The organism is Lachnospira multipara LB2003 (genome assembly GCF_000702205.1).
GTDB lineage: Bacteria > Bacillota > Clostridia > Lachnospirales > Lachnospiraceae > Lachnospira > Lachnospira multipara_A.
In genome coordinates this window covers 63,373-90,370 of the sequence record NZ_JNKW01000008.1, presented here as the reverse complement: position 1 = coordinate 90,370, position 26,998 = coordinate 63,373, and the positions used below count along the sequence as shown (strand labels likewise).

The following is a 26,998-nucleotide window of genomic DNA, read 5'->3' as shown; positions in this document are numbered from 1 at the left end:
TAGGTAATAATAAGTTTATATCGGAAAGGTGTTTTATATGAAGATCGGATTTGATAATGACAAGTATCTTAAGATGCAATCAGAACACATCAAGGAACGTATCAGCCATTTTGGTGGAAAGCTTTATCTAGAATTTGGTGGTAAGCTTTTTGATGATTACCATGCTATGAGAGTTTTACCAGGATTCGAGGCTGATTCTAAAATTAGAATGTTAACTCAGATTAAAGACGACGTTGAAATTGTAATTGTAATTAATGCTAACGATATTGAGAAGAATAAAGTAAGAGGAGACTTAGGAATTACTTATGATATGGATGTTCTCCGTCTTATTGATGCATTTAGAGGTTATGGACTTTATGTTGGATCTGTAGTTCTTACAAGATTTGCAGGACAGGAAAGCGCTGTTGCTTACCAGAGAAGACTTGAAGGCCTTGGAATTAAGGTTTATAGACATTATCCAATAGCTGGTTATCCAGGTAATGTACCACATATTCTTAGTGATGAAGGTTTTGGTAAGAATGATTATATTGAAACAAAGCGTTCATTAGTAGTAGTTACAGCTCCTGGTCCTGGTTCAGGAAAGATGGCTACATGTCTTTCACAGCTTTATCACGAACATAAGAGAGGAATTGAAGCAGGTTATGCTAAGTACGAGACATTCCCAATTTGGAATATTCCACTTAACCACCCTGTTAACCTTGCATATGAGGCTGCTACAGCTGACTTAAATGATGTTAACATGATTGATCCATGGCATTTAGAAGCTTATGGTGTTACAACAGTTAACTACAACCGTGATGTAGAGGTATTCCCAGTACTTAACGGTATATTTAAGAAGATTTATGGTGAATCACCATATAAGTCACCTACAGATATGGGTGTTAACATGGCAGGTTACTGCATTGTTAATGATGAGAATACTAAGGCAGCATCTAATCAGGAAATAATTAGACGTTACTTTACAGCTCTTTGTGATTTAAGAAAGGGCAATGGAAGTCAGGAAATCGTAGATAAGATTGAACTTCTTATGGAGAAGAGTGGAATTACAGTAGCTGATCGCCCTGTAGTAGCAGCCGCTAATACTAAGGCTGAAATAACTGGTGAACCAGCAGCCGCAATCGAACTTGAGAGTGGTGAAATCATTACAGGTAAGACATCAACACTTCTTGGTGCTTCATCTGCAATGTTACTTAATGCTTTAAAGAAGCTTGCAGGCCTTGATGATGCAATTAAGCTTATTTCACCTGACGTAATTGAACCATTACAGCAGTTAAAGGTTGAAAGACTTGGAAATCACAATCCAAGAATGCATATTGAAGAAATCTTAATTGCTCTTACAATTTGTGCAAGAAATGATGATAATGCTAAGAAGGCTCTCGACCAGCTTTCTAAGTTAAAGGGATTAGAAGTACACTCATCAGTAATTCTTTCACCTGTTGATGTAAGCACATTTAAAAAGCTTGGTATTAACTTAACTTGCGAACCAGTTTATCAGACAAAGAAGCTTTTCCATAAATAAGATGTGATAGAGTATAAACGCTCAGTTATAAATTCCTTAGGAAATTTAACTGAGCGTTTTTTATGTCATCACTTCTCCCGCTGGCTTTGCTGGCAGGATTGCTTAAGGAAAAAGAAAAATCCCTGAAAAATTAGCTTAATCAGCTATTTTTCAGGGATTTATATACATAAGACTGCTTTAAGCAGCTTCTTCAGTTCTAGCGTTATTTTTACCAAGTTCCATAATTGGTAAACAAATTCTCTTAAATACTAATCTTACGAATGGGCCAGCATACATAAACTGCCAGAAGAATGCCATTGGTAAGTTATGTGCAACAAGACCAATCCATGTTGTGAAGAATGTTGAAACAGTTACACCCTTAAAGAGGATAGTTGCAAAAGCACTCATTATTGGGCACATCATAGCAATTGTAACACCTGAGATAAAGAAAGTAATGAAAATAGGCTTATCCTGTGGTGTCATATGTCTAAATACTACCATCTTAGAAAGGTTACCAACAACAAAGAATTCTAAAATAAATCCGATTGGAACCATGATTGGTAATTCGAATAATGCAAGCTTAAAGCATTCAAGAGTTAAACCACCCTTATCACCTGCAATGTTATATACTACCATGGCATAAACCATGACAAGTACCATAATTAATGTAAAAATAAAATCTTGAAATTTAGTCTTTGGCATAAAAAAATGATCTCCTTTCAAAAACAACATTTGATTAAAATATATAAAATATCCAAACAAGTGTTGTTCCTGCAAGAAGATGCATAGTTTCCAATAATACCTTATTATCGAATTGCGTCAATTAAACAATTGTAGGCGCGTTTAACGGACAGCGATTATAATATCACAAAAGTTTTTGTTATGTCAAGCAAAATTTTTTATAGCTTAAGTATATATTGTTTATTTCTGGTTCATGTGTTGTTGTCTCTTCATATTGTACATTAGTTGGTCTGCTGTCATATATACAGAATGAGGAGATGGATTTTCTAAGTTATTCTTAAAGGCATATCCGTAGGCAAAGCTATGTTCATAGTTTTGACCTGGCTTAGTTAATGATTTAAAGCTTATTTTTAGAAGTTGTAATCTTTTCTCTAAATCTTCTTGCTTGATGGATTCAATGAAAATAATAAATTCATCACCACCAACTCTAGCACTTACCCCAATATCATCAAAAAAGCTAACTAGACATGTGGAAAAATCGCTAATTAACACATCACCTTGGGCATGTCCATAGGTATCATTTACTTCTTTAAGATTGTTAATATCAATACTTACAATACAGTAGTTTTTATTAGAGTTAGCAAGCTTTTTCATAATAGAATCACTTGCTGCTCGATTTGGTAATTTAGTTAAACTATCAGCGTATGCAAGTTCTGAAAGCTTTTTGTATTGCTGATTTCTTGCAAGCCCTTCTGTAGAATAGATTATGTAGTTAAAAATAACTGAAATCAGGTAAACTAGTGTACCTAGTGGTATAAGTAAATCTTTACCAATATTACGTATTGGTAGAGGTGCTTTTAATATATATTCAACTACAAATTCTAAGGTACCACATGCTCCAAAAATTATTATTCCGTAAAGTTGTAATCTATTGGATGAACTGCTGATTCTTCGATCATGGTTCATATTAATAAGGTCTCTAATAAAATAAGAGAAGAAACATATAAATGTAATTACAACAGTCACAAAATAAACAGTACGCGTTTCATTTAGATAAACTGTATCAGACATATGTAATACCAACAATTCTATTGGTACGAATACATTTATGAAACTTATTATTGTGAATATAGTCTTATTCTTTGATGGATGAATCTCATTAATAATTGTGTAACTAATTGGCATAATTAGAATTAAAGCTATATATGAGATTAATGTCATATTATCTGATTCAAAGAATATATTATATAGGTTATAGTAAGTCATAAGCCAGATTCCAATATCTATACATAGTATTCCATTTAATATCTGAACTTTAGCCGTTGGCGATTCCTTTGCAAACATTACAGATATAAAGAGGAAAGAAATGCCAAAAATCAGGAAAAAAATACTAACACTTAATGCAAGGTTATAGTTAGAGATGAACATATAGGTATTGTCTATAGTATCCCCGGCAGTAGGTGTTGTTAGAGGAAATTCTTTTGTTGTTGTATTGATATAACAGTTTATTATTAGTTCGTACTGATAGTAATTATCAGGTAAATTAATGATGTGATAATCACAACCTACGAATTTTCTCTGATTATATCTATCCATTTGATATGTATAAATCTGTTTTTTGATACCTGTATTTAAATCTAGTAGTTCAATTGTAAAGGCACAATAATCACTTTTAAAAAATAGACTTGGAAAGTCCACATTTAATTTAGGCAACATTGTGCTAATAGTTACTAAATCCCCTTTTCTAAAGGTACCATAATCAATTGTTGATAAATCTTTAAAGTTGATATTGGTATATAATTTATCATTAAAAGAGGCATCCCACTCATCGGTAAGTAAGCATGTTTGTTTTTTAGGTGTCACAGAAGTGGAAAATGCTAGTGCTGGTATAAGTATTAGTACAACAACTAGTGTTACAAGAATTATTGTACGAATCTTTTCTTTAGTCATTTTATTCTCCTTCTTTATTTGCTTTGTGATGCTCCTGTTTCATAGTATACATATTTCTATCTGCTAGCATATATATTTCGTGAGTCGATAAATTATTGTCAAATCCATGTATTGCATAGCCGTAAGAAGTCTGGTAATTAAATTCATTGCTAGTGTTGCTTTCAAGTTTAAGAACCGCATCAAAGGTCTTTAGAGTATTAATGCAGTCTTCTTCATTTGAGTGATCTAAGATTACGATAAATTCATCTCCGCCAATGCGAGCTCTTAGTAATGCATCAGAAAAAACCTCTTTAATAATTTTGGCAAAATTAGCAATATATCTATCACCAGACATATGTCCATAGGTATCATTTATTGTTTTTAAGTGATCAAGATCAATACTAATTATTGTGTAATTAGATTGATGACTATTTAATTTTTCCATTTCAATTTCTGAGTAAGCTCTGTTAGATAAACCAGTAAGTTCGTCTGTATAGGCGATGTTCTCGAGCTTATTAAACAAGTTCTTAGAATTGATATGGTCAATATTGTGAAAAAAGAAATTTATAAATAAAGCTATCACAAAGGTTAGCGCACCTATTGTTAGAGTTGAAATTGAAATCTGATCTCCAATATTAGATGCAAATTTTAGAAAATTATAGGAAATAATATCAAAAGAAGCTGTTCCTATAAACACAAGTAAACCAATAGCTACAACATCAGATGAATAATTATGTATATAAATTTTTTCGTCATTGATATCTATTGTTTTAGATTTGTATTTTCTCTTTTTATTAAGTTGGACTAAAAATAATGTTATACATATTATACTCTGAATAAATATAAGTAGGTGAAAACTTTCTAAAAATTGGCAAAGATGTGAGTATTGTATTAAATCAAGCAATAAAAAGCTTATGCCAAGAATTAAGTCAATAAAAAATATCAATTTTATAATAGGCTTATTTAGTCCAATATTATCTGTAATTATAAAACCAAGTATAGCTACAGGCGCAAGATAAAGTGCCATATATTCCATGTTTGCAGCAAAAACATTATTATAGTTTATAAGTATGAGAATATCATTGTAACTAAGGATATATAATCCAAGTACAAGTGATATTAATGAACTAAAGAAAATACTATAATCACGTCTTTTATCTAGTATTAAATATAAAAATAGTATGAATAAAATTACAAAAAATGTTATTAGAAAAATACCGACAAAAAATGGTAAAATTCTTTCCTGTATATAAATATTATATACATCATTTATGTTTCCAAAGTATACTAGGGAAACACTTGAAAATGCATTGTGTTCAGTGGCTGTATAAGTTATAGTTATCTTTTTTCCTGAATCAGATTGCTTTAAAGGAATGTAATGTATAGCCTTTGCTACCATTTCATTCTTGTTATATTCATCATAGCCATAAGAATATACAGGTTTATCATCAATATATACGTTGACACATGATAGTACACTCTTAAAGGATACACATGGTGAAATAATACCGTTTAAATCCGGTATTGTATTACTTATTGAAATCTGTTTTCCTGTATTAACCACTCCCAAGTTTGAATGGGATAAATCGTCTATTACACGTTCATTATTATTAATCGAAAGTGTCCAGTTATTCTTAAGATTATAGTAGTTATAATCATTTTTTTTGTTGTATTTATTATTAAGAAATTTATAAATACAAATCATGTATAATACTATTAAAACGATAATAAAACTAATTCGTTTAATTCTATTTATGTTCATATTCACAATCCCCAATTATATTCGATATAAAGTCTTATAAAATATATCACAAAATGACATATTATAACAATAAAATTTAAGCTAATGCTTTTAAAATAATAAATATAGTGATAATATTATTACATAAGATATTTTTAATTATTTTAAGATGGTGGGGATAAGGTAAATGAAAAAAATACTTTTAGTGGATGATGATGATGACGATATTGAATACTTAACAGATATTTTACAACAGGAGTTCGAAATTATCATAGCACAAACAAGTTATGATGCAGTTAGAATGGTGGAAGAGGAACACTTCGACCTTTTATTAATTGACGCCTATTTACCTGGAATTGATGGTTTTGATACTATAAGAATTATGCAGGCTAGCTTAGGAAAAATAGAATGCCCTTATCTCTTTATTACTGGGGAAAGAGATGCATCAATTGAACTTGAATGTATAGAGACTGGTGCTGATGAAATAATTAATAAGCCATTTAATAAGAATCTAATTATAAGCAAGATTCGAAAGGTGGTAGAAGAATATACCTATAAAAATAGCCTTGAAAAAAAGGTGGAGATTAATGAAAGCGAGATTGAACAAGCAGTAACTTTATCTAAAACAGACAGTTTAACCGGTCTTTATAATCGAACAGGTGGAATGGAAAAATGGAGAAAACTCATATTAGAATACGATAGTATGACAATTTTTATGCTGGATATGGATAATTTTAAGCGTATTAATGATACCTTTGGACATGTGGCAGGAGATGAAGCATTAAAGGCACTAGCTGATGTGTTTAATGGGATGATTGACGAGGATGACATAGTAATTAGACTTGGTGGAGATGAGTTTATATTGGTTTTTGCTAAGTCTCTTACGGAGTCTCATATTCAGGAAGTGGCTAATAACATAAGAAGAAAATGTGCTAAAAAGCTAGATGAAATTGGTTATGGCGATATTGCAACGGTTTCAGCTGGTGTTGTTAGATATCCTGTTGATGGAAAGACAGTTGAGGAGTTATATAGTAAAGCAGATAAGGCTTTATATACTGTTAAGGTAAATGGTAAGGATAATTATCACATTTATGACGAATTTATTGATGAAAATGCAAGAGAAACTAATGTGGAAATGAAAAATATCATATATACTGTAGAAGGACATCTTGATACAAGAGATGGAGCATATCAGGTTGAATATAATGATTTTAAAAAGCTCTATAATTTTGTAAAAAGATATATTAGACGTTATAGGATAGATGTTAAACTGGTAGTTTTCACACTTAGTAAAAACACAATTGTAACAATGGATGAATTAAAAAGAGAAATGACGGCCTTAGAAAGTGCAATTAATTATTCTCTTAGAAGTTCGGATGTTTTTACTAAATATAATAGCTCTCAATGTATGGTTTTACTTATGAATTTAAAAGAAAAGGATACGCAAAAAGTAATTGATAGAGTTATTAATGAATATAATAAGTATTTAGGAGACGAGAGTGTAGATCTAACTTATGACGTCAAATCTATAAATATAGATGAGGATTAAGATGAGAAGTTATAGATACGAAGTTGAAGTTGATTATTGCACATATACTTATGAATGTTTATATGAATACGTTAATACTAAAGATTTTTCTAAGATTATCTTAGATGAAGCTAATATATGGGATTATATGAGGGATAATAAGCTTACTAAAGGGGATGTAGGTGTAAGGATACTACGCTTCTTTGGTGAGCTTAATTTCGTTTATATGCCAGATGTAATAGATGAACTTGATGTGGTAGAACTTGGCAAGTATTGTTTTGCTCCTAATTCTAGGGAAATAGATGGAGATTATGAAACTGATCTTAGTTTGCTAGCAGGTGAAGTTATAACTAAGGTTTATTTATCTAAGAATGTTGTTAAATTAGCAAGTTATACCTTTTATAATTGTAAAAATCTAGAGACCTTAAGTATAGGGAAAAACTTAAAAGTAGTAGACGGTGATGCCTTTATGAATGCTAGTAAATTAAATAATATAGAGATTAATGCCACACCACAAGAAAAAACTGCTTTAAGAAAAATCTTATCTCAGCTTAAATTAGGCCTACTTGTAAGCTTTAAGGATGAAAAGGGTATTTTGGCAAGATTTTATTATCCAGAATACAGTGAATCCTATGAAGAAATTGGACCTGCTCATATTTTTGCTCTTAATATGGAAGGCGAGGGCTATAGGGCAAGACAGCAGTTTAGTGAAGAAATAATAAATATTGCAGGATATGATGAAACTTTCCATAAGGCAATACCATTAGAATCCGTTGATACGCTAGCTTTAATGGCGGTTTATAGATTAATGTATCCTATAGGACTTATCAAAGATAAAGAAGATATGTATAATACTTTTGTTGAAGAAAATTGTCTAGAAATTACAAAAGAAATTATTAGAAAAAAAGATATGCAAGGCCTTGAATTTATGTTAAAAAAAGACATATTATCAGCAACTGTTAAAATGGAAGTTGTATCCTTTGCTACTAGTTGTAAATGGTTAGTTGGTGTAGCAAAGATCCTTGGAGCTTAAAGGAGTTAGAAAATGGATGTAATTAATAACAAACATATAGAAACTCAGACAGAATGGGAAGGTAGGATGGGAAGAAAGATTTTTTCCTATCTAAGGGATGAGATTTATAAGGATTTAAGATTTATGGATGTGGCGCTAACAGGCCTAAACACTGTGGATAGACAGGGATTAGTAATGTTTGGCACAGATGGAAGAAATTTGTATTTCGGGCCTGAACATACAATAGAGCTATTTAGAAAAAACGAGCAGTTTTTAAAACGAGCTTACCTACATAGTATATTGCATTGCATTTATGGACATTTGTGGATTGGAGGAGATAGGGACAAAAGAATCTACAATATTTCATGTGACATTGCAATTGAGAAGGTGCTTGATAGCATAAATAAGCCTTGCACCAAAAGAATCTTAACTCTTCAAAGAAAAAGCCTTTATGAGGAATTGAATAAAAAGGACATAGTTTCTGCTGGGCAAATTTATGAATATATTGTAGAAAAAAGACATGAAATGTCAGAAATGGACTTTGAGAGCCTACTTATTAAGCTTAATAAGGAATTTATAGTTGATGATCATCATTTTTGGCCAGAGAAAAAGGATAAATCCATTAGCCAAAGAGATGAGCAAACTAGTAAAGAATGGCAATCAAAGGCAAGACAAATTCTTCATAATAAGTCCTTTGGTAACAATAATGATGAAGAGGAAATAAACAGTCTTAATATTAATGTTGAAGCTAGTAATAGACACAACTATAGGGATTTTTTATTGAAATTTACTAATAAAAGTGAAGTCCTTGGTATAAATACTGATGAGTTTGATATGGGCTTTTATAACTATGGATTTAGTTTATATAAGAACATGCCTTTAATTGAACCCCTAGAAACAAAGCAGGATAATAGAATTAAAGACTTTATTATTGCTGTGGATACTAGTTATTCAACATCAGGTCAATTAGTTAAGAATTTTTTGGAACAGACTTTAGAAATATTAAAGGAAAATGGAGATTTCCTAAAGAATTCAAGAGTGAGAATATTACAGTGTGACGACGGCATCAGAGATGATATAATAGTTAGTGAAAATTCTAACATAGATGAAATTTTTAGAGAGTTTAATCTAAAAGGTGGCGGAAATACAGATTTTAGACCTGTATTTAGCTATGTTAATGAATTGATTAATTCAGGAACAATAAGCGAAGTTGACGGTCTTGTTTATTTTACTGATGGTAAGGGAATATATCCAAAGGCAGTACCACAGTATAAGACGGCTTTTGTTTTTCTTGAAGGATATGAGGGAGATAAAGAATTTAAGGTACCTTCCTGGTGTTATAGAGAAGTTATCTATAAATCAAGTTTGGAAAGGTATGAAAGATAGGAGAAGTTATGAATATTTATTTAGCTAAACAGGAAGTTATTAATACAGTAAAGGCATACTTATTAAAGGATACTAATGGAAATTATAAGATACCAGAGATTAGACAAAGACCAATTCTTTTAATGGGGCCTCCAGGAATTGGTAAGACTCAGATTATGGAGCAGATTAGTAATGAGTTATCTGTTGGGCTTGTTTCATATACAATCACTCATCATACAAGACAGAGTGCTATTGGCTTACCTATTGTTTCTAAGAAGGTTTATGATGGTAAGGAAGTTAATGTAACAGAATATACTATGTCAGAAATTATCGCAGGTATTTATGATTACATTGAAAAAACTGGACATAAAGAGGGAATTCTCTTTATTGATGAAATTAATTGCGTCTCAGAAACACTTATGCCAATGATGTTACAGTTCCTTCAGGTTAAGACTTTTGGTAATCAGAAATTGCCTAAAGGATGGATAATTGTGGCTGCTGGTAATCCTGCTCAGTATAATAAACAGGTTAGAGAATTTGACGTTGTTACCCTTGATAGAGTTCGCTTAATTAATATTGAACCAGATCTAGATGCGTGGAAGATTTATGGCGTTCAAAGACATATTCACAGAAGCATATTAAGCTATTTAGATGTGAAGGTCGATAATTTCTATAAAGTATATAGAGATGTGGATGGCTTAAGATTTTGCACTGCTAGAGGATGGGAAGATTTAAGTACTTTATTATACACTTATGAAGAGCTTGAAGTTCCAATTACTAAGGATATTATCTATGAATATATTAGAGATGATGATGTGGCTAGTGATTTCCTTAGTTTCTATGATTTATATAAAAAATACGAAAAGGAATATGAAATTGAACTTATTATTAAGGGCAATGCAGATGCAGCACTTTATGCAAGAGTAAGTAATGCAGAATATGATGAAAAACTAATTCTTATTAACTTACTTTTAGAGCGCCTTGATAGAGATTTTCTTGATGCCAATAATAATACTAAAGAGCTTGAAGATGCAAAGCAAAGAAACACAGATTATGATGTGAGTTTAGAACTTAAGTCAGGTGTTGCAATTGAAATGGCTAATTCTAATTTAGATAATACCATTGATTTTATTAAGGATGGACTAGATGAAAGCAGCATGCTTATATTTATAACCAATCTTACACTTAGTGAGAATGCAGCTTTATTCCTTCTAAAAAATCCTAATCAAAAATATCTAAATTATGCAAATAAATTGTTAATAAACTCTAATAGAAATAAGATTTTAGAGGAGTTAAATAAATAGAATGGGGTGGATTAATGACATTTACTCGATTTTGGAAGAATTTTTACGGACATTTACATACGGTTAATGCCCACAGAAGATTAGTTAGAAGGGAAATGTTTAAACTTGGTTTATATTATCAAGGAATAACACACGACCTTTCTAAATATTCTCCTGTGGAATTTATTCCTGGTGTTATTTATTTTCAGGGAAATCGTAGCCCTAATAATGCTCAAAGAGAAAAGGAAGGCGTATCTAGTGCTTGGTTACATCACAAGGGACGCAATAGACATCACTATGAATATTGGATTGATTATTCACTTAAAGATGGAGATGTACTATTAGAGGGTATGCCAATGCCTAAAAAATACGTAATAGAAATGTTCTGCGATAGAGTCGCAGCAAGTAAAATATATAATAAAGAAAAATACACTGATGCTGATGCATTAAATTACTATCTTCGTGGAAGAGGTCATAACCTGATGCATCCAGAAACCGATGCTCTTTTGCATAAGCTTTTAAAAATGTTAGCTTTAAAGGGTGAAGATTATACATACTCATACATAAGAAAAAAACTACTACACCGTAGAAAGTAGGATAGTAAGTGAAATAGTTGCTCTTTTGTATTTATTGCTGTACAATAATAATAATAGTTATTGTGTAATTTAAGTTATTAATATTGAGGGACAGCTATGAGAGGGTATAAAAAAGCTTTATTAGTAATCCTTGTGGGGGAATTGGTATGTTTGATGGCCAATTTTTTTACCTACCAGGTTAAAGATATTTATGAATTTGATAAAACAAATATGCCTTTTACATCCATTGCTAGTATGGCTAGTTTTGTTTGTGATCTTTTGATTTTACTTACTTTTTTGATTTCATGGGGTATTGCTGTCATTAAACGGTATGTAACCGGCAGCAATACTGGATTGGAATACCTTAGCATATTTAATTTGCTAGCAACTTTTTATTTCTTTTTAGAGAGCAAATGTTTAAACGGATATAACGTAGGCAGTGTATATGAAGTAAGTTTGTTCACTATTCTAATGACTTTTCCTATATTGCTATTGCTTTATTACGAATATGATTACGGAGATGACCACAGAAGATTGTTTGATATCTTTACCATAGGCTTATTTTTGGCATTTTTTATTCAGCTAGGCTTATACATAACCAAAACAGTTGAAGTAGGGTATCTGATTATTTTTACATATGCATATTCAATTGTGGCATATGCCATGTTTTTTGCTTGCACTATTGCAAAACATTACATTAATAAAAAGCTTAGTTACTTAGCAGAAGCGCTAGGTTTGTTTATTGTGCTTACTTGTTGCGTAATTGATATTTTTATTGGCACAAGCGACATAAATAAGTTAAAGGAAACCTACCTTAGATATGGATTTACGGCATATTGTATTATTATGGTTTTTGTAATTATAGTTCGTCTTGTGGATGACATAGTCAAAAAAGCACGAGTTTCATCGGAAATGCTTAAAAAACAAGTGGATATAATGGAATCCCAAAATAAAAAATTAAGGGATGCAAAGAAGGAGGCCGATGAGGCAAAAAAGCAGGCACAGGTTGCTAATAAAGCAAAGTCTGACTTCTTAGCTAGAATGTCCCATGAGATTAGGACGCCGATTAATGCAATTATTGGTATGGATGCTATGATTTTAAGGGACAGTAAGGAAGCAGAGACTCTTTCTTATGCCAAAGATATTGAAAGAGCAAGTAATAATTTATATGCCATTATTAATGATATTCTTGATTTTTCAAAAATTGAATCAGGAAAAATGGATATTGTAGAGGCGCCATATAACCTAAAAAGCATGATTCATGACTGTATTGGCATGGTTATGATGAGGGCTAAAAGTAAGAGGCTATCCATTGATCTAAAAAATGACACTAATGTGCCAGCTAATTTAATTGGTGATGCCATAAGAATTAGACAGATAATTAATAATATTCTTACAAATGCTATTAAATACACAGATTATGGCAGCGTTACATTATTTGTGGGATATGCTCCTGTGGAGGTATTTGAAAGAGAAGAAGAAAATGGATTTATAGGTGGAAGCCTTGATGATAGAAAAGTAATTAACTTGATTATTCAGGTAACAGATACTGGACAGGGTATGAAAAAAGAAGACTTATCTAATCTTTTTCATATTTTCCAAAGAATCAATATTGAGAGAAATTATGCTATTGAAGGAACGGGACTTGGCCTATCAATTTCTAAGCAGTTAATTGATTTAATGGGTGGAAGCATAGAAGTTGAAAGTGAATACGGCGTTGGTTCTACATTTACAGTTACAATACCGCAGAAAGTAGACGGAGATGAAATAATAGGGGATATTGCCTCATTAAAGAATGAAGACATTTATGAAGAAAACAGACATATTAGTTTTGCAGTAAATGAAGAAGTTAGAATACTAATAGTTGATGATATTCAATCTAATATTAAGGTATTAGAAGGACTGTTAAAAAACACAGGCATTATGATTGATTATTGTGATAATGGTAATACAGCTATTGCTCTTACAAGAAATGCTAATTACGACATAATATTTTTAGATCATATGATGCCAGGTAAAGATGGGGTAGAAACATTTAAGGAAATTAAGGCGGATAAGGATAATCTTAACAGAGAAACTCCGATTATTATGCTGACGGCTAATGCAGTAAATGGAGCTAAGAAAGAGTATCTTAATATGGGTTTTGATGACTATCTAGCAAAACCAATTATAGAAATGCAATTAGAAGCCATGATTAGAAAATATATACCGAGTGAATGTATTGAGGATGTTAGTCATGACAATTCATGGCATGATAATTACAAGTGGTATGACAAGCCTAAGATTTCAGATAATTTTGATAAAATCATTAATGAAAAAAATATCGCTAATGAAAATCTAGTAGAGGATTCTAATAACAGTAACAATAACGATAACAATAACAATAACAATAACAGTAACAACAATATCAATAACAATAACAATAACAATAACAATAACACAGAAGAAATTGACTATATAGATGAAGCTGTAGGATTGCAATATTGCGGTGGAATTAAGGAATTATATGAAGAATTAAAAGGGGATTTTGTAAAGGAGAATAAATTAGATAATCTTATAAAAACTTATAAGGCTCTGGATTTTGATAACTATAGAATTATAGTTCATAGTCTTAAAAGCACGTCTCTTACCATAGGTGCAGTTAATTTTAGTGCATTATGTAAGGAAATAGAGAGAGGTGTTAAGGAAGGTAATACTGATATTGCCATACAAAAAAATGATTATCTAGTGGAAAGCTACAAAAAATTACTGACACGTTTAGGTTGGAGGTGAGGCTTTGAACCTTTGCTATAACATTGATTTTGAAATTGCAGCTGCGATTTTTGATATGGTCTTGTGGATTTGTATGAATTATTTTTTTACAACAAATTCAAGTGTAAGCAGAAGCTTTAGAGATATGGTTATGTGGACAATGATAACCATTGTTTTTGACATAATTTCAGCTCTAACAATTTCCTATGGAGTGATTGTGCCACTTGGAATAAATAAGATTTTGACTACGGTATTTTTCCTATGTTCAGTGGCTTTTGGATATTCTTTTTATAGATATATTGGAGCGTACATTACTGATAATAGGAGAAAGGCATGGACAGCGATTTTTAGTCGTGTGGCCTTAAGTATAGTAGGAATTTTACTTGTGGCAAATTTAAGACTTGGGCTTGTATTTAGCTTTAATAAAGAAGATGGCTATGTAAGGGGACCATTATATATCATTATGGTGATTTTTCCCATTTGTTTTATTGCAATAGCTGTTGTTGTCGCTTTATTGAATAAAGAATTTTTTGCATTAAGACAAATTGTATCCATTGGTATTTTTTCCTTACTTGTAATAATTGGAGATGTAGTACAGGTATTTGTTATGCCTAGTACATTAATTGTATTCTTCTTTATTTCAGTAGGAATATGGGTGCTATTTCTTACTATGGAGAATCCAGACTATATCATATTTATTGATGCAGTTAATTCACTTAAAAGTGATAATTTAAAATCAAGAGAATTAACAAAGAATGCTCTTAGCGTCTATGAAGCTAATAAGGCATTAGTTAAGACGATTATTAATGAATTAAAAAAACCAATAAACAAAATAAATGCCCACAGTCAAAGGATTCTTGCAAAGACAGCTAATCAGGACATTCTAAATGATGCAGATAAAATCATAGATAATGTTAAGAAAATAAAAGACACATTAAATGAAATTGATGATTATATTGGACTAAGCGATGATGAGATAAAACTTGATATAAAGGAATATTCGCCAAAGGAAATGCTTAGGGAATGTGCAGATAATGTTAGATATGATTTGGCAGGAAAAAACGTGGATTTCCAGTGCGATATTGATGATAAGCTACCTAAAAAGCTTTTTGGAGATAGGGATAGAATATCACAAATCATAAGCTCTATATTATTTAATGCGATTAAGTTTACTCAGGCTGGTAGCATAAAACTTAAGGCTTTATGGAAACAGCTAGATGCAGATAAGGGTAAGATGTCAGTGGAAGTTACAGATACAGGCGTTGGCATGAGGCCTGAAGAAGTTGATTATCTAGAAAAGAGCATAAATAGTGGAGTAGCTGGAGCTAATAAAATGGCTAAAGGAAGAGGGCTTGGACTTAACATCGCTTCAAGGTTATTAGCACTTATGGGCAGTAAATTGCATTTGAAAAGTGAATATGGCAAAGGCTCTAGTTTTTCCTTTGATATTGAACAGGGCATAAATAAGCCTATTGAGGTAAAGGCAATAAACTTAGGAAAAATTAGTGATGAAGATTCACTTTCTAAAACAGAAGATAAGGTGGAAAAAATTCTTAGTAGACCAAATCTTAATCAGGATATTTTAAAGGAAAAACTTGAAGAAGTTAGGCTTAGTAAGGAGAAAAAGGAACGTACACCTATTGTAATTAAAGAAAAAGAAAATAAGTATGAGAAAGCAAAAGCAACGAAAAAAATTCTTCCTAAGGAAGTTGGTTTGCAAAAACAAAAGGAAGCAAAACTTGTGCATGGCGACATCATCAAGTTCCAAAATGGACTGCATAATTTTGATGTGGAAGTTGGACTTAAGTATTGTATGAACGATGCTAAGTTTTACAGGGATATGCTAAATACATATGTAGAAAATGAAAAGCTTGGGGATTTACTAACCTACCTAAAATTGGAAGACTGGGAATCATTTATGATAACACTTAGGTCTATTAGTAATACTTCTCAAACCATTGGCGCCCTTGAGCTTTCAAGAGAGGCAAAAAGCCTGGAATTAAGCTATAAAAAGGAAGATAAGAAGGATTACACAGAAAAAGCAAAGCATTTTATTGATAGCTATAGGAAAAATATTAATATCATAAGAAATTTTAATGAGGAGGATGAGAAAAATGGATAAGAAAGTTTTAATTATTGACGATGACAAAATGATACTTAAACTATCAGACTATGTGCTAAAGGATGAGTATGAAGTAAAATGCGCAATTTCTGGTTTTGATGGAATTGATTTAGCAGAAAGCTTTTTACCAGATTTAATTTTACTTGATATTGAAATGCCACAGATGAATGGCTTTGAAGTTATGCAGGCATTAAATAAGAGTGATAAGTGCAAAAATATACCAATATTAATGTTTACATCTTCAGCAGATAGAGAAACAGTGTTAAAAGCTAAGAATTACGGGGTGAATGACTATATTGTGAAACCATTTTTGCCTGAAAAACTCCTTGAAAGCGTTGAAAAAACTTTGGGCCGAAACGCTCACAAATAAGCATAAACACTCAATTTAAGACAAAATTAAATAAATGGAATTGTGCAGAATTAACAAATTATACCATGTGATTATATAAAAAATAGCGATTTACAACAAAATTTCACATGTTATAATTTTACTAAAGACTGTAAACGTTTTCACATTTGAATAATTAATAAGTGGGGGCTTGTTAAGAACAATGTAGCTTTCAGTTTTTAAAACACATTAATTTAGTATAGGAATTTTGGAGGTTTTAAAATGAAATCATTTGAGTACGTAATTAAAGATGAAGTAGGTATCCATGCTAGACCAGCTGGTCTTTTAGTTAAGGAAGCTAAGAAATATGATAGCAAGATCACAGTTGTTAAGGGCGAGAAGTCAGCAGAAGCTACAAAGCTTATGGCACTTATGGCAATGGGCGTTAAGTGTGGCGATACAGTAACTGTTAACGTAGAAGGTGGAGACGAAGATGCTACATTAGCTAGCATTAAGGATTTCTTCGAGAATAATCTATAATTTTTAAAGTGAGGTTAATTATGGATAAGTATACAGGTAAGTCAGTATTTAAGGGTGTTGCCATGGGCAATGTAATTGTATTGGATAAAAAAGACAAGGCAGTAGTTCGTGAAAAAATTAGTGATACAGCAGCTGAAGTAGCTAGAGTAGAAGCTGCAGTGGCTGAAGGTGTTAAGCAGCTTGGTGCTTTATATGATAAGGCACTTAAGGAAGTTGGTGAAGCTTCAGCAGCTATTTTTGAAGCACATCAGATGATGATTGAAGATATGGATTATAATGATTCGATTAAGAATATCATCAATACAGAAAGCGTTAATGCAGAATTTGCTGTAGCTGTTACAGGTGATAATTTTGCTGAAATGTTTGCTGCTATGGATGATGACTATATGAAGGCAAGAGCTGCAGATATTAGAGATGTATCTAACCGTCTTATTAATATCTTACAGGGTAATGAAACTGTTGATTTTTCAACAATGGAACCATCAATCATTGTGGCTGATGATTTAACACCAAGTGAAACTGTTCAGATGGATAAAGAGAAGATTTTAGCATTTGTTACAGTTCATGGTTCAACAAATTCTCATACAGCTATCTTAGCTAGAATGATGAATATTCCTGCTTTAGTATCTGTACCAATGGATATTTCAAAGATTAAGAACAACACATTAGCAGTAGTAGACGGTGTTAATGGTGAAGTTATATTTGAACCATCTGTTGAGACACAGACAGAAGTTAAGAAGAGAATGCAGGTTCAGAAGGAACAGGCTGAATTACTTAACCAGTTAAAGGGTAAGGAGAATGTAACTAAGAGCGGTAAGAAGATTAATATCTATGCTAATATTGGTGCAGTTGGTGATGTTGCTCATGTACTTGAGAACGATGCATCAGGTATTGGTTTATTTAGATCTGAATTCTTATATCTTGGTAGAGAAGATTTCCCAAGTGAAGAAGAACAGTTTAGAGCATACAAGCAGGTAGCTCAGAACATGGCAGATAAGAAGGTTATTATTAGAACTCTTGATCTTGGTGCTGATAAGCAGGTAGATTATTTTAACCTCGGTAATGAAGATAACCCAGCTCTTGGTTATAGAGCTATTAGAATTTGTTTAAAGCAGCCTGATATCTTTAAGACTCAGCTTAGAGCCTTACTTAGAGCTGCAGTATATGGCAACATTTCTATCATGTATCCAATGATTATTTCAGTGGATGAAGTTAGAAAGATTAAGGAAATTGTTAAGGAAGTTGCTGATGAACTTCAGTCACTTGGTATTGAATATAGAATTCCAGAACAGGGTATTATGATTGAAACTCCAGCTTCTGTAATTATGAGTGAAGAGCTTGCACATGAAGTCGATTTCTTTAGTATCGGTACTAATGATTTAACTCAGTATACTCTTGCAATAGACAGACAGAATTCTAAGTTAGATGACTTCTATGATTCACATCATCCAGCTGTTTTAAGAATGATTAAGATGGCTACAGATAATGCTCATAAGGCTGGTATCTGGTGTGGTATTTGTGGTGAATTAGGCGCAGATACAGAGCTTACTGAAGAATTCGTTAAGATGGGTCTTGATGAACTTTCAGTATCTCCTTCTATGGTACTTAAATTAAGAAAGATAGTTAGAGAGATGGATTAATATGACAATCAATGAAATAGCTAAACTAGCAGGTGTATCTAACGCCGCTGTTTCTAGGTATTTTAATAATGGCTATGTTTCGGAAGAGAAGAAAGAAGCAATAAGAAGAGTTGTTGAGGAGACTGGCTATAGCCCGTCTCCTCAAGCTCAAACTTTGAGAACTAAGAAGACGAAACTTATTGGCGTTATTATTCCAAGGCTTAACTCAATAGCTACTAATTTAGTAGTTAACGGAATATCTGATAGATTAGAAACAGAAGGGTATCAGATTTTACTTGGTAATACTGGAGATGACGTTTCTAAGGAATTAAATTATCTTCGTATTTTTAATGAGAATAGAGTAGATGGCGTGATTTTACTAAGTTCCATGGTTTCTATTAAACATAGATTGGCCATGGATAAATTAAAATGTCCTGTAGTTATAATAGGACAAAAATGTGAAGGCTGTAATTGCGTATATTACAATGATTATCAGGCTACTTACATGGTTACTAATTATTTAATTGAGAAGGGCTGTAAGAAGCTTGTTTTTATTGGATTTAGCGATACAGAGATTTCTAATGGTAAACAGCGAAGAAAGGGCTTTGTAAAAGCTTTAAAGGACGCTAAATTGCCATGTGAAGAAGAACAGATAAATACAGGGGATATTCGTAAACAATCTGGATATTTAATAATGGAAAGCTTATATAATAAATACAATGATTTAGATGGAGTTGTATGTGCAAGTGATAAGGTTGCTGTGGGAGCAATTAAGTATTTACAGGATAGGGGGCTTAATGTACCAAGGGATGTAAAGGTAGTAGGCCACGATTATTCTGATTTTTCACAGGCAATAACTCCAACCTTAACCACTGTTAAATATTCATATGAGGAGGCTGGAGCTAAAGGTGCAGCCATGCTTTTAAATTTAATACGCGAAATACCTCTTTTAGCTAAAGAGATTATGTTGGGATATGAAATAATCGAGAATGATTCCACAAGATAAATTAGTTTGTTAATGATAAAGGAGATTATATGGCAGCTAATATTAAACAAGGAGACATAATTGAGGTAGCGGGTATAGATTTTGTTCCGCTTGTAATTAATAATAACGAAAGATCAATGACAGATACTAAGGTGATGGTTTGTCCTATAATACAAGAAGAGACCAATAATAAAAAGCATATCTATGTTGAAGGTGAACATATTAAGGGATATGCTTGTTGTGATCAGGTTAGAAGAATTAACTTATTAGCTAAGCAATATAAGGCTATTGACCATATTAGTTATGAGCAAATAGCTGAAGTTTCTAGCACCATTAATAGTAGTATGAATTTTATCTAGTACCTTTTCACTAATTTAATAATTTTATGAGCTATATTACCTAGTTAACTAGTCTGCTTTAAAAATGAATATATTACGAATGAATTTAAGAGATGATTGTTAAAATCATCTCTTTTTTTTGATATTTTTAGTTTTTATGCTATTTCGCGAGAATGTAAAAAATATATTTATAGTAAAATACAAAGTAAAATTAAAACAATAAAAAATTGTACTAGTACTACAGGGGGATGTAAAAATAGAGGAATATCCCCCTATTACCCCCAAAACACCTTTCTACATAGGGGGTATTTTTAGAAATTATATTATTAGTATATAACTAAAAAATTCAGTATTTATCAGTAATTCAACAATATTTTGAAAGACTAAAAATTCACCCTAAAAATCCCCCTTGATTCTTTAAATACAGTAAATTATACTGTAAACAGTGTTAACGAACACATTTACTACTGCAATACGGGTAATAAAGGGGTGGGATCCTTTAGAACTTAAGTATAAATAATTGGGAGATAACACTGCTGGGGAACCTTCGGGATAAGTAGACGGGAGAAAGAAAGAGTTTCATCACTAAGATATATAGGGTGAGTTTTTTAGTCATGAGATTCTGAGGTTTGGGCTACGCCAAACCAAACGTCCTTAAAGACGTATGTATTTAGGGAAATAGAAATATAGTCGTAGTACAGATGGAGGCAAGATGCCGAAATTAACTAAAGAGATTCGAGATTTAGTCGTGGCTAATGCCAAACTCGAGTTTCTAGAGAACGGTTTTGAGCATACATCTATGCGTAGTATTGCAAGCAACGTAGGGATAAGCGTTGCAGGGCTATACAAATTATTTGCAAATAAAGAGGCGTTGTTTGACGAAGTTGTAAAGCCTGCAATCGTTGAGTTTGATACTTACTATGAGAGCGTGAAGAAAGATAGTGTCAAGAAGTTAGAGTGTGAAGAATTTGATGCTATTTGGAGTGGTAGAAGTATTGAAAGCATACTCAATTTATTATACGCAGATTTTGATGCTTTTAAACTTATTATCTGTTGTTCGACAGGAACAAAATATGAGAACTTTCTGCATGACCTTGTTGTGCGTGAACAAAAGGATACAGAGAAATTTGTTCAGAGGTTAGAAGAAAGTGGAGTTTCTGTCAGACCTGTGAGATCCGAATATGTGCATATTCTTATGCGATCATATTACGGGGCATTGTTCGATGTTGTCAGACATGATTTTACAAGAAATCAAGCAGAACAATTCCTAATTGTGTTAAATAAGTTTTTCGAGCCAGGTTGGCGAGAGATCTTTCGGGTGTAACAAATTAAATAAATAAACGTGATGAAAAGAGCTTGACTGGGGAGTCAAGCTCTTTTCTTTTTATATAATAAATGATATAATTAATATACATTGATGCGTAGAATTAAATTATAGAGGTTATTTATGGGCGAAATAAAAGATAACAAATCACCAGAAGAGTCAGATTTATTGTTTGATAAAAAGTGTAATTGTCCAGTATGTGATTCTGATTTTACATATAAACAGGTTAGAACTGGAAAAGCTCGTTTTATTGGAACAGATGACGACTTAAGACCAAGATATGCTAACATTGATACGGTGAAATATGATGTAATAATGTGTCCAATTTGCGGTTACTCTGCGGTTTCAAGAGAGTTTGAAAGAATAACAGAAAAACAGAGAATACACATTAGAGAAGTTATTTCAAGTAAGTTTGTTGGAATGGACATGTCAAAAAAGCCGCATTATACGTATAATGACGCTATAATTAGATATAAAATGGCTTTGTTGACTGCAATTAATAAATTGCCAGCAAAGTTAAGTGAGTGTGCCTTTTTATGCTTAAAGCTCTCATGGTTATATGAAGGAGAAGTAGAAGAGATATTAGCGGGCAGAGATAAGAATGATATTTCAGATCGCGAATTTAGCCGTTATGTTGTTTTTGAGCAAGGTTTATTACAGTATAGAGAAGAAGCCTATAAAGGTTTTTCGGAGGCCCTTTTAAAGGAATATCCGCCTATATGTGGTATGGATGAGGAGTCAGTGGAGTTTTTAATTGGGGTTCTTGCTTTTAATTGCGGAGAATTTAATGAAGCTCTTACATACCTATCAAAGGCAGCCTTATCTAAAAAAATAAATCCTAAGATGAAAGATAAAGCCATAGATTTAATGGAAGAATGTCGAAAGAAAAATAAGAGCGATAGCGCTTGACATCAGAGCTTATCTAGGATAACATAATCTAGTAATTAAAACTACATATCGTGTTTTTTGAAATTATATGTAACATATTGGGAGGAAGAATAATGGCCTATAGAATTGTAGTCGATAGTTGTTGTGATTTACCAGAGGATTATAGAAGAGATGAGCATTTTAAAGTGGTTCCATTGACATTAATTGTTGATGACACAGAAATTATAGATGATGAAACTTTTGACCAGTTAGATTTTTTAAGAAGAGTTAAGGAATCTAAGAAGGGAATTCATTCGGCATGTCCTTCTCCTCAGAGATATATGGATGAATATGAGACTGATGAAGCAACTGATATCTATGTAATTACATTATCATCTAAGCTAAGTGGTAGTTATAATGCTGCCATAGTAGCAAAGGATATGTATGAAGATGAAGGCGGTACTAATAAGGTTCATGTATTTGACTCTAGATCAGCAGCTGCAGGTGAAGTCTTAATCGCATTTATGATTGAAAGGGCAATTAATGAGGGACTTAAGTTTGAAGAAGTAGTTGAGAAGGTTGAAGACTTTAGAGCTAAGATGGGAACTTATTTTGTTCTTGAGACTTTAGAAGTATTAAGAAAAAATGGTCGTTTATCAAACCTTAAGGCTGCATTAGTATCTGCACTAAATATTAAGCCTGTTATGGCAGGTGATGATGGTTCAATTGTCAAGCTAGGACAGACTAGAGGTATGGATAAGGCACTTATTCAGATGGTTGACCATATTAAGAAGGATACAGCTAATCCAGAGACTAAGACATTAGTTATTGCACATTGCAATGCACCTGCTAGAGCTAACAAGGTAAAGGAATTAGTTGAAAGCATTATGCCAATTAAAGATGTTGTTATTGTTGATACAGCTGGTGTAAGTTCAATGTATGCATATGATGGTGGAATCGTTGTCTCAGTTTAATTTTGATTTAAAGCTAATTTCTTATTGATAAATATTATCGTTAATAATTTGACAAAAGCCCTTCAACGTATTGTTGAAGGGCTTTTTGGATGTTAGAATAGACTTATGTTGGTTAGACATAACTAATAATTAAATAGGAGGCTATGACAATGAATTATTTAGAAATTGAAAAAGTAGTTGGTAGAGAAATTCTTGATTCAAGAGGTAATCCTACAGTTGAAGCTGAAGTATATTTAGTAGATGGAACAGTAGGACGTGGTACAGCTCCTTCAGGCGCTTCAACAGGCGTTTTTGAGGCACTTGAATTAAGAGATGGTGATAAGTCTAGATATTTAGGAAAGGGCGTTACTAAGGCTGTAGAGAACATTAATACAATTATTAACGACGCATTAATCGGTTTAGATGCATCAGATACATATGCTGTTGATAAGGCTATGATTGATGCTGATGGTACAGAGAATAAGGATAAGTTAGGTGCTAACGCTATTCTTGCTGTTTCAATTGCAGCTGCAAGAGCAGCTTCTATTTCCCTTGATATTCCTCTTTATAGATTCCTTGGTGGTGTGCAGGCTACAACACTTCCAGTTCCTATGATGAATATCTTAAATGGTGGCGCACATGCAACTAATACAGTTGATACTCAGGAATTTATGATTATGCCAGTAGGTGCTCCTTCATTTAAGGAAGCTCTTAGATGGTGTGCAGAAGTATTCCATGCACTTGCTAAGATATTAAAGAGCAAGGGTCTTGCTACATCAGTAGGTGATGAAGGTGGTTTCGCTCCTAACCTTTCTTCTGATGAAGAGACAATTGAGACAATTCTTGAGGCTGTTAAGGCTGCTGGTTATGAACCAGGTAAGGACTTTATGATTGCTATGGATGCTGCTTCTTCTGAATGGAAGGATGAAGAAAAGGGCGTTGGCTTCTATAAGCAGCCTAAGTCAGGTAAGACATTTACATCTGATGAACTTATTGCTCATTGGGAAAGCTTAGTTGATAAGTATCCAATCATCTCTATTGAAGATGGTCTTGATGAAGAGGACTGGGAAGGCTGGAAGGCAATGACAGAGAAGCTTGGTAAGAAGGTTCAGTTAGTTGGTGATGATTTATTTGTTACTAACACTAAGAGACTTTCTAAGGGTATTGAAAAGGGCGCTGCTAACTCAGTACTTATTAAGCTTAACCAGATTGGTTCTGTTTCAGAGACTCTTGAAGCTATTAAGATGGCTCATAAGGCAGGTTATACAGCTATTTCATCTCATAGATCAGGTGAAACAGCAGATACAACTATTGCTGATTTAGCTGTAGCTCTTAACACATGCCAGATTAAGACTGGTGCACCTTCAAGATCTGAAAGAGTTGCTAAGTATAACCAGTTACTTCGCATTGAAGAAGAACTTGGAAGTGCAGCTGTTTACCCAGGTATGAAGGCTTTTAATGTATCAAAGTAAATTGTTTTTCTAAAAAACATTCTAGAAAAAGTTTGACAAATAATCAAATAGAGTTTAGAATCTGTAAACATAAAGGCAAAGGCGTCTTGAAGAATCTACTTCAAGACGCCTTTTTTCTTTATAAAGCAAAACTTATTAACGAATCAACTATAATATTTGATTTGATTAATCTTAATCCTAGGCAAAAGAGACAATTAAATACAATATAACAAAGACAAGGGCGTCTACTGTACTATTTATTAGTTATTAGTAGGCTTCCCCTGTCTTTTTTAGTTAATAGGGAAATCATGAGGAAGGAGACTTTAATGATGGAGGATATAATTAAAGTTTTAGATGGCGAAGTGTTTTCAGTATGGTTTTTAATTGGCGCGGCTTTTGTTTTCTGGATGCAAGCTGGTTTTGCAATGTGTGAAGCAGGCTTTACTAGAGCTAAGAACGCTGGAAATATCATTATGAAAAATCTTATGGATTTTTGTATTGGTACTGTTATGTGGTTTATCTGCGGTGCTTCTTTGATGTTAGGAGATAATGTATTAAACGGATTTAGCGGTGGATTTACATTTGATGTATTTACAAACTACGGAAATTTTAACTATTCAGCATTTGTATTTAACCTTGTATTCTGTGCTACAACAGCAACTATAGTTTCAGGTGCAATGGCTGAAAGAACTAAATTTTCAAGCTACTGTATTTATTCAGCTGTAATTTCAGCAATTATCTATCCTATAGAAGCTCATTGGACTTGGGGCGGAGGATTCTTAAGTCAATGGGGATTCCACGATTACGCAGGATCTAACTGTATTCATATGGTTGGTGGTATTTGTGCTTTGATTGGTGCATGGATGCTTGGACCAAGAATTGGTAAATTTGAAAGAGATAAAAAAGGTAAGGTCACTAAAGTTAAGGCTTTTCCTGGTCATAACTTAGTTATTGCTGCTCTTGGTGTATTTATCTTATGGTTTGGCTGGTATGGATTTAACGGAGCTGCAGCTACTGACGTTCCTACTCTTGGATCTATATTCCTTACAACTACTGTAGCACCTGCTGTTGCAACTGTAGTGTGCTTAGTATTTACTTGGGCAAAATATGGTAAACCTGATGTGTCTATGTGTTTAAACGCTTCTTTAGCAGGTCTTGTAGCTATTACAGCCGCATGTGATGTTACAGACTGTACTGGTGCAGCAATAATCGGTGTTGTAGCTGGTTTATTAGTTGTATTTGGTATTTGGTTTAACGATTATGTTATTCATGTAGATGATCCTGTTGGTGCTGTTGCAGTTCATATGTTAAACGGTATTTGGGGAACTGTTGCAGTAGGTTTATTTGCAACAAAGAGTGCTCCTGGTTTTGCAGTAGCTGGAATTGATGAAGGTCTATTTTATGGCGGTGGATTTACACAGTTAATTAAGCAGCTCGGTGGTATGGGAATTACAGCTCTTTGGGCAATGGTTACAATTACAATAACATTCGCAATAATTAAAAAGACAATCGGCCTTAGAGTTTCAGAGGAAGAAGAAATTGAGGGCTTAGATGTTATGGAACACGGTCTCACATCTGCATATGCTGGTTTTTCAATTGTTGATGCAACAGAGTCATATATGGATGCTAATGAAAATACAAGCCTTGGTGTTGATGAATATGATTTAGCAAGCAAAGCAGCTAAGGATGCAGCCGTTCCAGTAGTAAATGTAAGTAGTAATCTTGCTGGTACAAGTCTAGAAACTGGCATGAACAAGATTGTTATTGTAACTAAGTTATCAAGATACGACAAGATTAAGCGTGCACTTAATGAGCTTGGAGTAACAGGAATTACAGTAACTCAGGTAACAGGTTGTGGTATTCAAAAGGGTGCCGGCCAGATGTACAGAGGTGTTGAAATGGATATGACACTTCTCCCAAAGATTAAGCTTGAGGTTGTTGTTTCTAAAATACCAGTTGAAAGCGTTGTTGAAGCGGCTAAGAAAGCTCTCTACACAGGAAAAATTGGTGATGGCAAGATCTTTGTATACCCAGTAAGTAAGGTAATTAAGATTCGTACTGGTGAAGAAGACTTTGATGCATTACAAGATGTAGAATAATAGATATGT

21 protein-coding genes are annotated in these 26,998 nt (G+C 32.8%); 18 read left to right on the top strand and 3 right to left on the bottom strand.

Annotation, left to right across the window (positions count from 1 at the left end):
* Positions 1–37 precede the first annotated feature (37 nt).
* On the top strand, positions 38–1,519 hold the full coding sequence (locus tag T537_RS0106535) for a DUF1846 domain-containing protein (protein WP_027437722.1): 1,482 nt from the start codon (positions 38–40) through the stop codon (positions 1,517–1,519).
* A gap of 177 nt (positions 1,520–1,696) precedes the next feature.
* Here the strand turns inward: T537_RS0106535 and T537_RS0106530 are convergent, their stop codons facing one another.
* The 3 genes from T537_RS0106530 to T537_RS12405 form a co-directional block, all read right to left on the bottom strand.
* A complete protein-coding gene (locus T537_RS0106530) occupies positions 1,697–2,200 on the bottom strand; it encodes a DUF2798 domain-containing protein (protein WP_027437723.1) in 504 nt (167 codons plus the stop codon).
* A 219-nt stretch (positions 2,201–2,419) separates the two neighbouring features.
* Positions 2,420–4,129, bottom strand: coding sequence for a GGDEF domain-containing protein (locus T537_RS0106525; RefSeq protein ID WP_031556777.1), 1,710 nt, complete (start codon positions 4,127–4,129; stop codon positions 2,420–2,422).
* 1 nt (position 4,130) lies between these two features.
* Positions 4,131–5,870: a GGDEF domain-containing protein gene (locus T537_RS12405; protein ID WP_051637178.1), complete on the bottom strand. Its 1,740-nt coding sequence runs from the start codon at positions 5,868–5,870 to the stop codon at positions 4,131–4,133.
* Positions 5,871–6,036: 166 nt separating this feature from the next.
* On the opposite strand from T537_RS12405, the gene T537_RS0106515 reads away from it, so the two are divergent.
* From T537_RS0106515 to T537_RS0106435, 17 genes are all read left to right on the top strand, one after another.
* The gene (locus T537_RS0106515; protein WP_031556767.1) at positions 6,037–7,398 is read left to right on the top strand and encodes a GGDEF domain-containing protein; all 1,362 of its coding nucleotides are present in this window, start codon (positions 6,037–6,039) and stop codon (positions 7,396–7,398) included.
* 1 nt (position 7,399) lies between these two features.
* A complete protein-coding gene (locus T537_RS0106510) occupies positions 7,400–8,410 on the top strand; it encodes a leucine-rich repeat protein (RefSeq protein ID WP_031556765.1) in 1,011 nt (336 codons plus the stop codon).
* Positions 8,411–8,422: 12 nt separating this feature from the next.
* Positions 8,423–9,775, top strand: a complete 1,353-nt coding sequence (locus T537_RS0106505) for a vWA domain-containing protein (protein ID WP_031556764.1) — start codon at positions 8,423–8,425, stop codon at positions 9,773–9,775.
* Between the two features lie 8 nt (positions 9,776–9,783).
* On the top strand, positions 9,784–11,058 hold the full coding sequence (locus T537_RS0106500; RefSeq protein ID WP_027437728.1) for an ATP-binding protein: 1,275 nt from the start codon (positions 9,784–9,786) through the stop codon (positions 11,056–11,058).
* 14 nt (positions 11,059–11,072) lie between these two features.
* Positions 11,073–11,633: a DUF5662 family protein gene (locus tag T537_RS0106495; protein WP_027437729.1), complete on the top strand. Its 561-nt coding sequence runs from the start codon at positions 11,073–11,075 to the stop codon at positions 11,631–11,633.
* A gap of 96 nt (positions 11,634–11,729) precedes the next feature.
* Positions 11,730–14,384, top strand: coding sequence for a hybrid sensor histidine kinase/response regulator (locus T537_RS12025; protein WP_034244359.1), 2,655 nt, complete (start codon positions 11,730–11,732; stop codon positions 14,382–14,384).
* Positions 14,385–14,388: 4 nt separating this feature from the next.
* Complete coding sequence (locus T537_RS0106485; protein WP_031556761.1) at positions 14,389–16,485, top strand: ATP-binding protein; 2,097 nt, start codon at positions 14,389–14,391, stop codon at positions 16,483–16,485.
* The gene (locus T537_RS0106480; RefSeq protein ID WP_027437732.1) at positions 16,478–16,855 is read left to right on the top strand and encodes a response regulator; all 378 of its coding nucleotides are present in this window, start codon (positions 16,478–16,480) and stop codon (positions 16,853–16,855) included. Before T537_RS0106485 ends, T537_RS0106480 begins: the two co-directional genes overlap by 8 nt.
* A 240-nt stretch (positions 16,856–17,095) precedes the next feature.
* On the top strand, positions 17,096–17,353 hold the full coding sequence (locus tag T537_RS0106475) for an HPr family phosphocarrier protein (RefSeq protein WP_027437733.1): 258 nt from the start codon (positions 17,096–17,098) through the stop codon (positions 17,351–17,353).
* 20 nt (positions 17,354–17,373) lie between these two features.
* The gene (gene ptsP, locus T537_RS0106470) at positions 17,374–18,993 is read left to right on the top strand and encodes a phosphoenolpyruvate--protein phosphotransferase (protein ID WP_027437734.1); all 1,620 of its coding nucleotides are present in this window, start codon (positions 17,374–17,376) and stop codon (positions 18,991–18,993) included.
* 1 nt (position 18,994) lies between these two features.
* Positions 18,995–19,978 (top strand): LacI family DNA-binding transcriptional regulator, encoded by a 984-nt coding sequence (locus tag T537_RS0106465; RefSeq protein ID WP_031556759.1) that lies wholly within the window; start codon positions 18,995–18,997, stop codon positions 19,976–19,978.
* 29 nt (positions 19,979–20,007) lie between these two features.
* Complete coding sequence (locus T537_RS0106460; RefSeq protein WP_027437736.1) at positions 20,008–20,316, top strand: type II toxin-antitoxin system PemK/MazF family toxin; 309 nt, start codon at positions 20,008–20,010, stop codon at positions 20,314–20,316.
* A gap of 691 nt (positions 20,317–21,007) precedes the next feature.
* Positions 21,008–21,619, top strand: a complete 612-nt coding sequence (locus T537_RS0106455; protein ID WP_031556758.1) for a TetR/AcrR family transcriptional regulator — start codon at positions 21,008–21,010, stop codon at positions 21,617–21,619.
* A gap of 123 nt (positions 21,620–21,742) precedes the next feature.
* Positions 21,743–22,528, top strand: coding sequence for a DUF2225 domain-containing protein (locus tag T537_RS0106450; RefSeq protein ID WP_051554942.1), 786 nt, complete (start codon positions 21,743–21,745; stop codon positions 22,526–22,528).
* A gap of 92 nt (positions 22,529–22,620) precedes the next feature.
* Positions 22,621–23,460 carry a DegV family protein gene (locus T537_RS0106445; RefSeq protein ID WP_031556756.1) on the top strand — a complete coding sequence of 280 codons (840 nt, stop codon included), beginning with the start codon at positions 22,621–22,623 and terminating at the stop codon, positions 23,458–23,460.
* 149 nt (positions 23,461–23,609) lie between these two features.
* Positions 23,610–24,911, top strand: a complete 1,302-nt coding sequence (gene eno / locus T537_RS0106440; protein WP_027437739.1) for a phosphopyruvate hydratase — start codon at positions 23,610–23,612, stop codon at positions 24,909–24,911.
* 305 nt (positions 24,912–25,216) lie between these two features.
* Positions 25,217–26,989: an ammonium transporter gene (locus T537_RS0106435; protein WP_031556755.1), complete on the top strand. Its 1,773-nt coding sequence runs from the start codon at positions 25,217–25,219 to the stop codon at positions 26,987–26,989.
* Positions 26,990–26,998 lie beyond the last annotated feature (9 nt).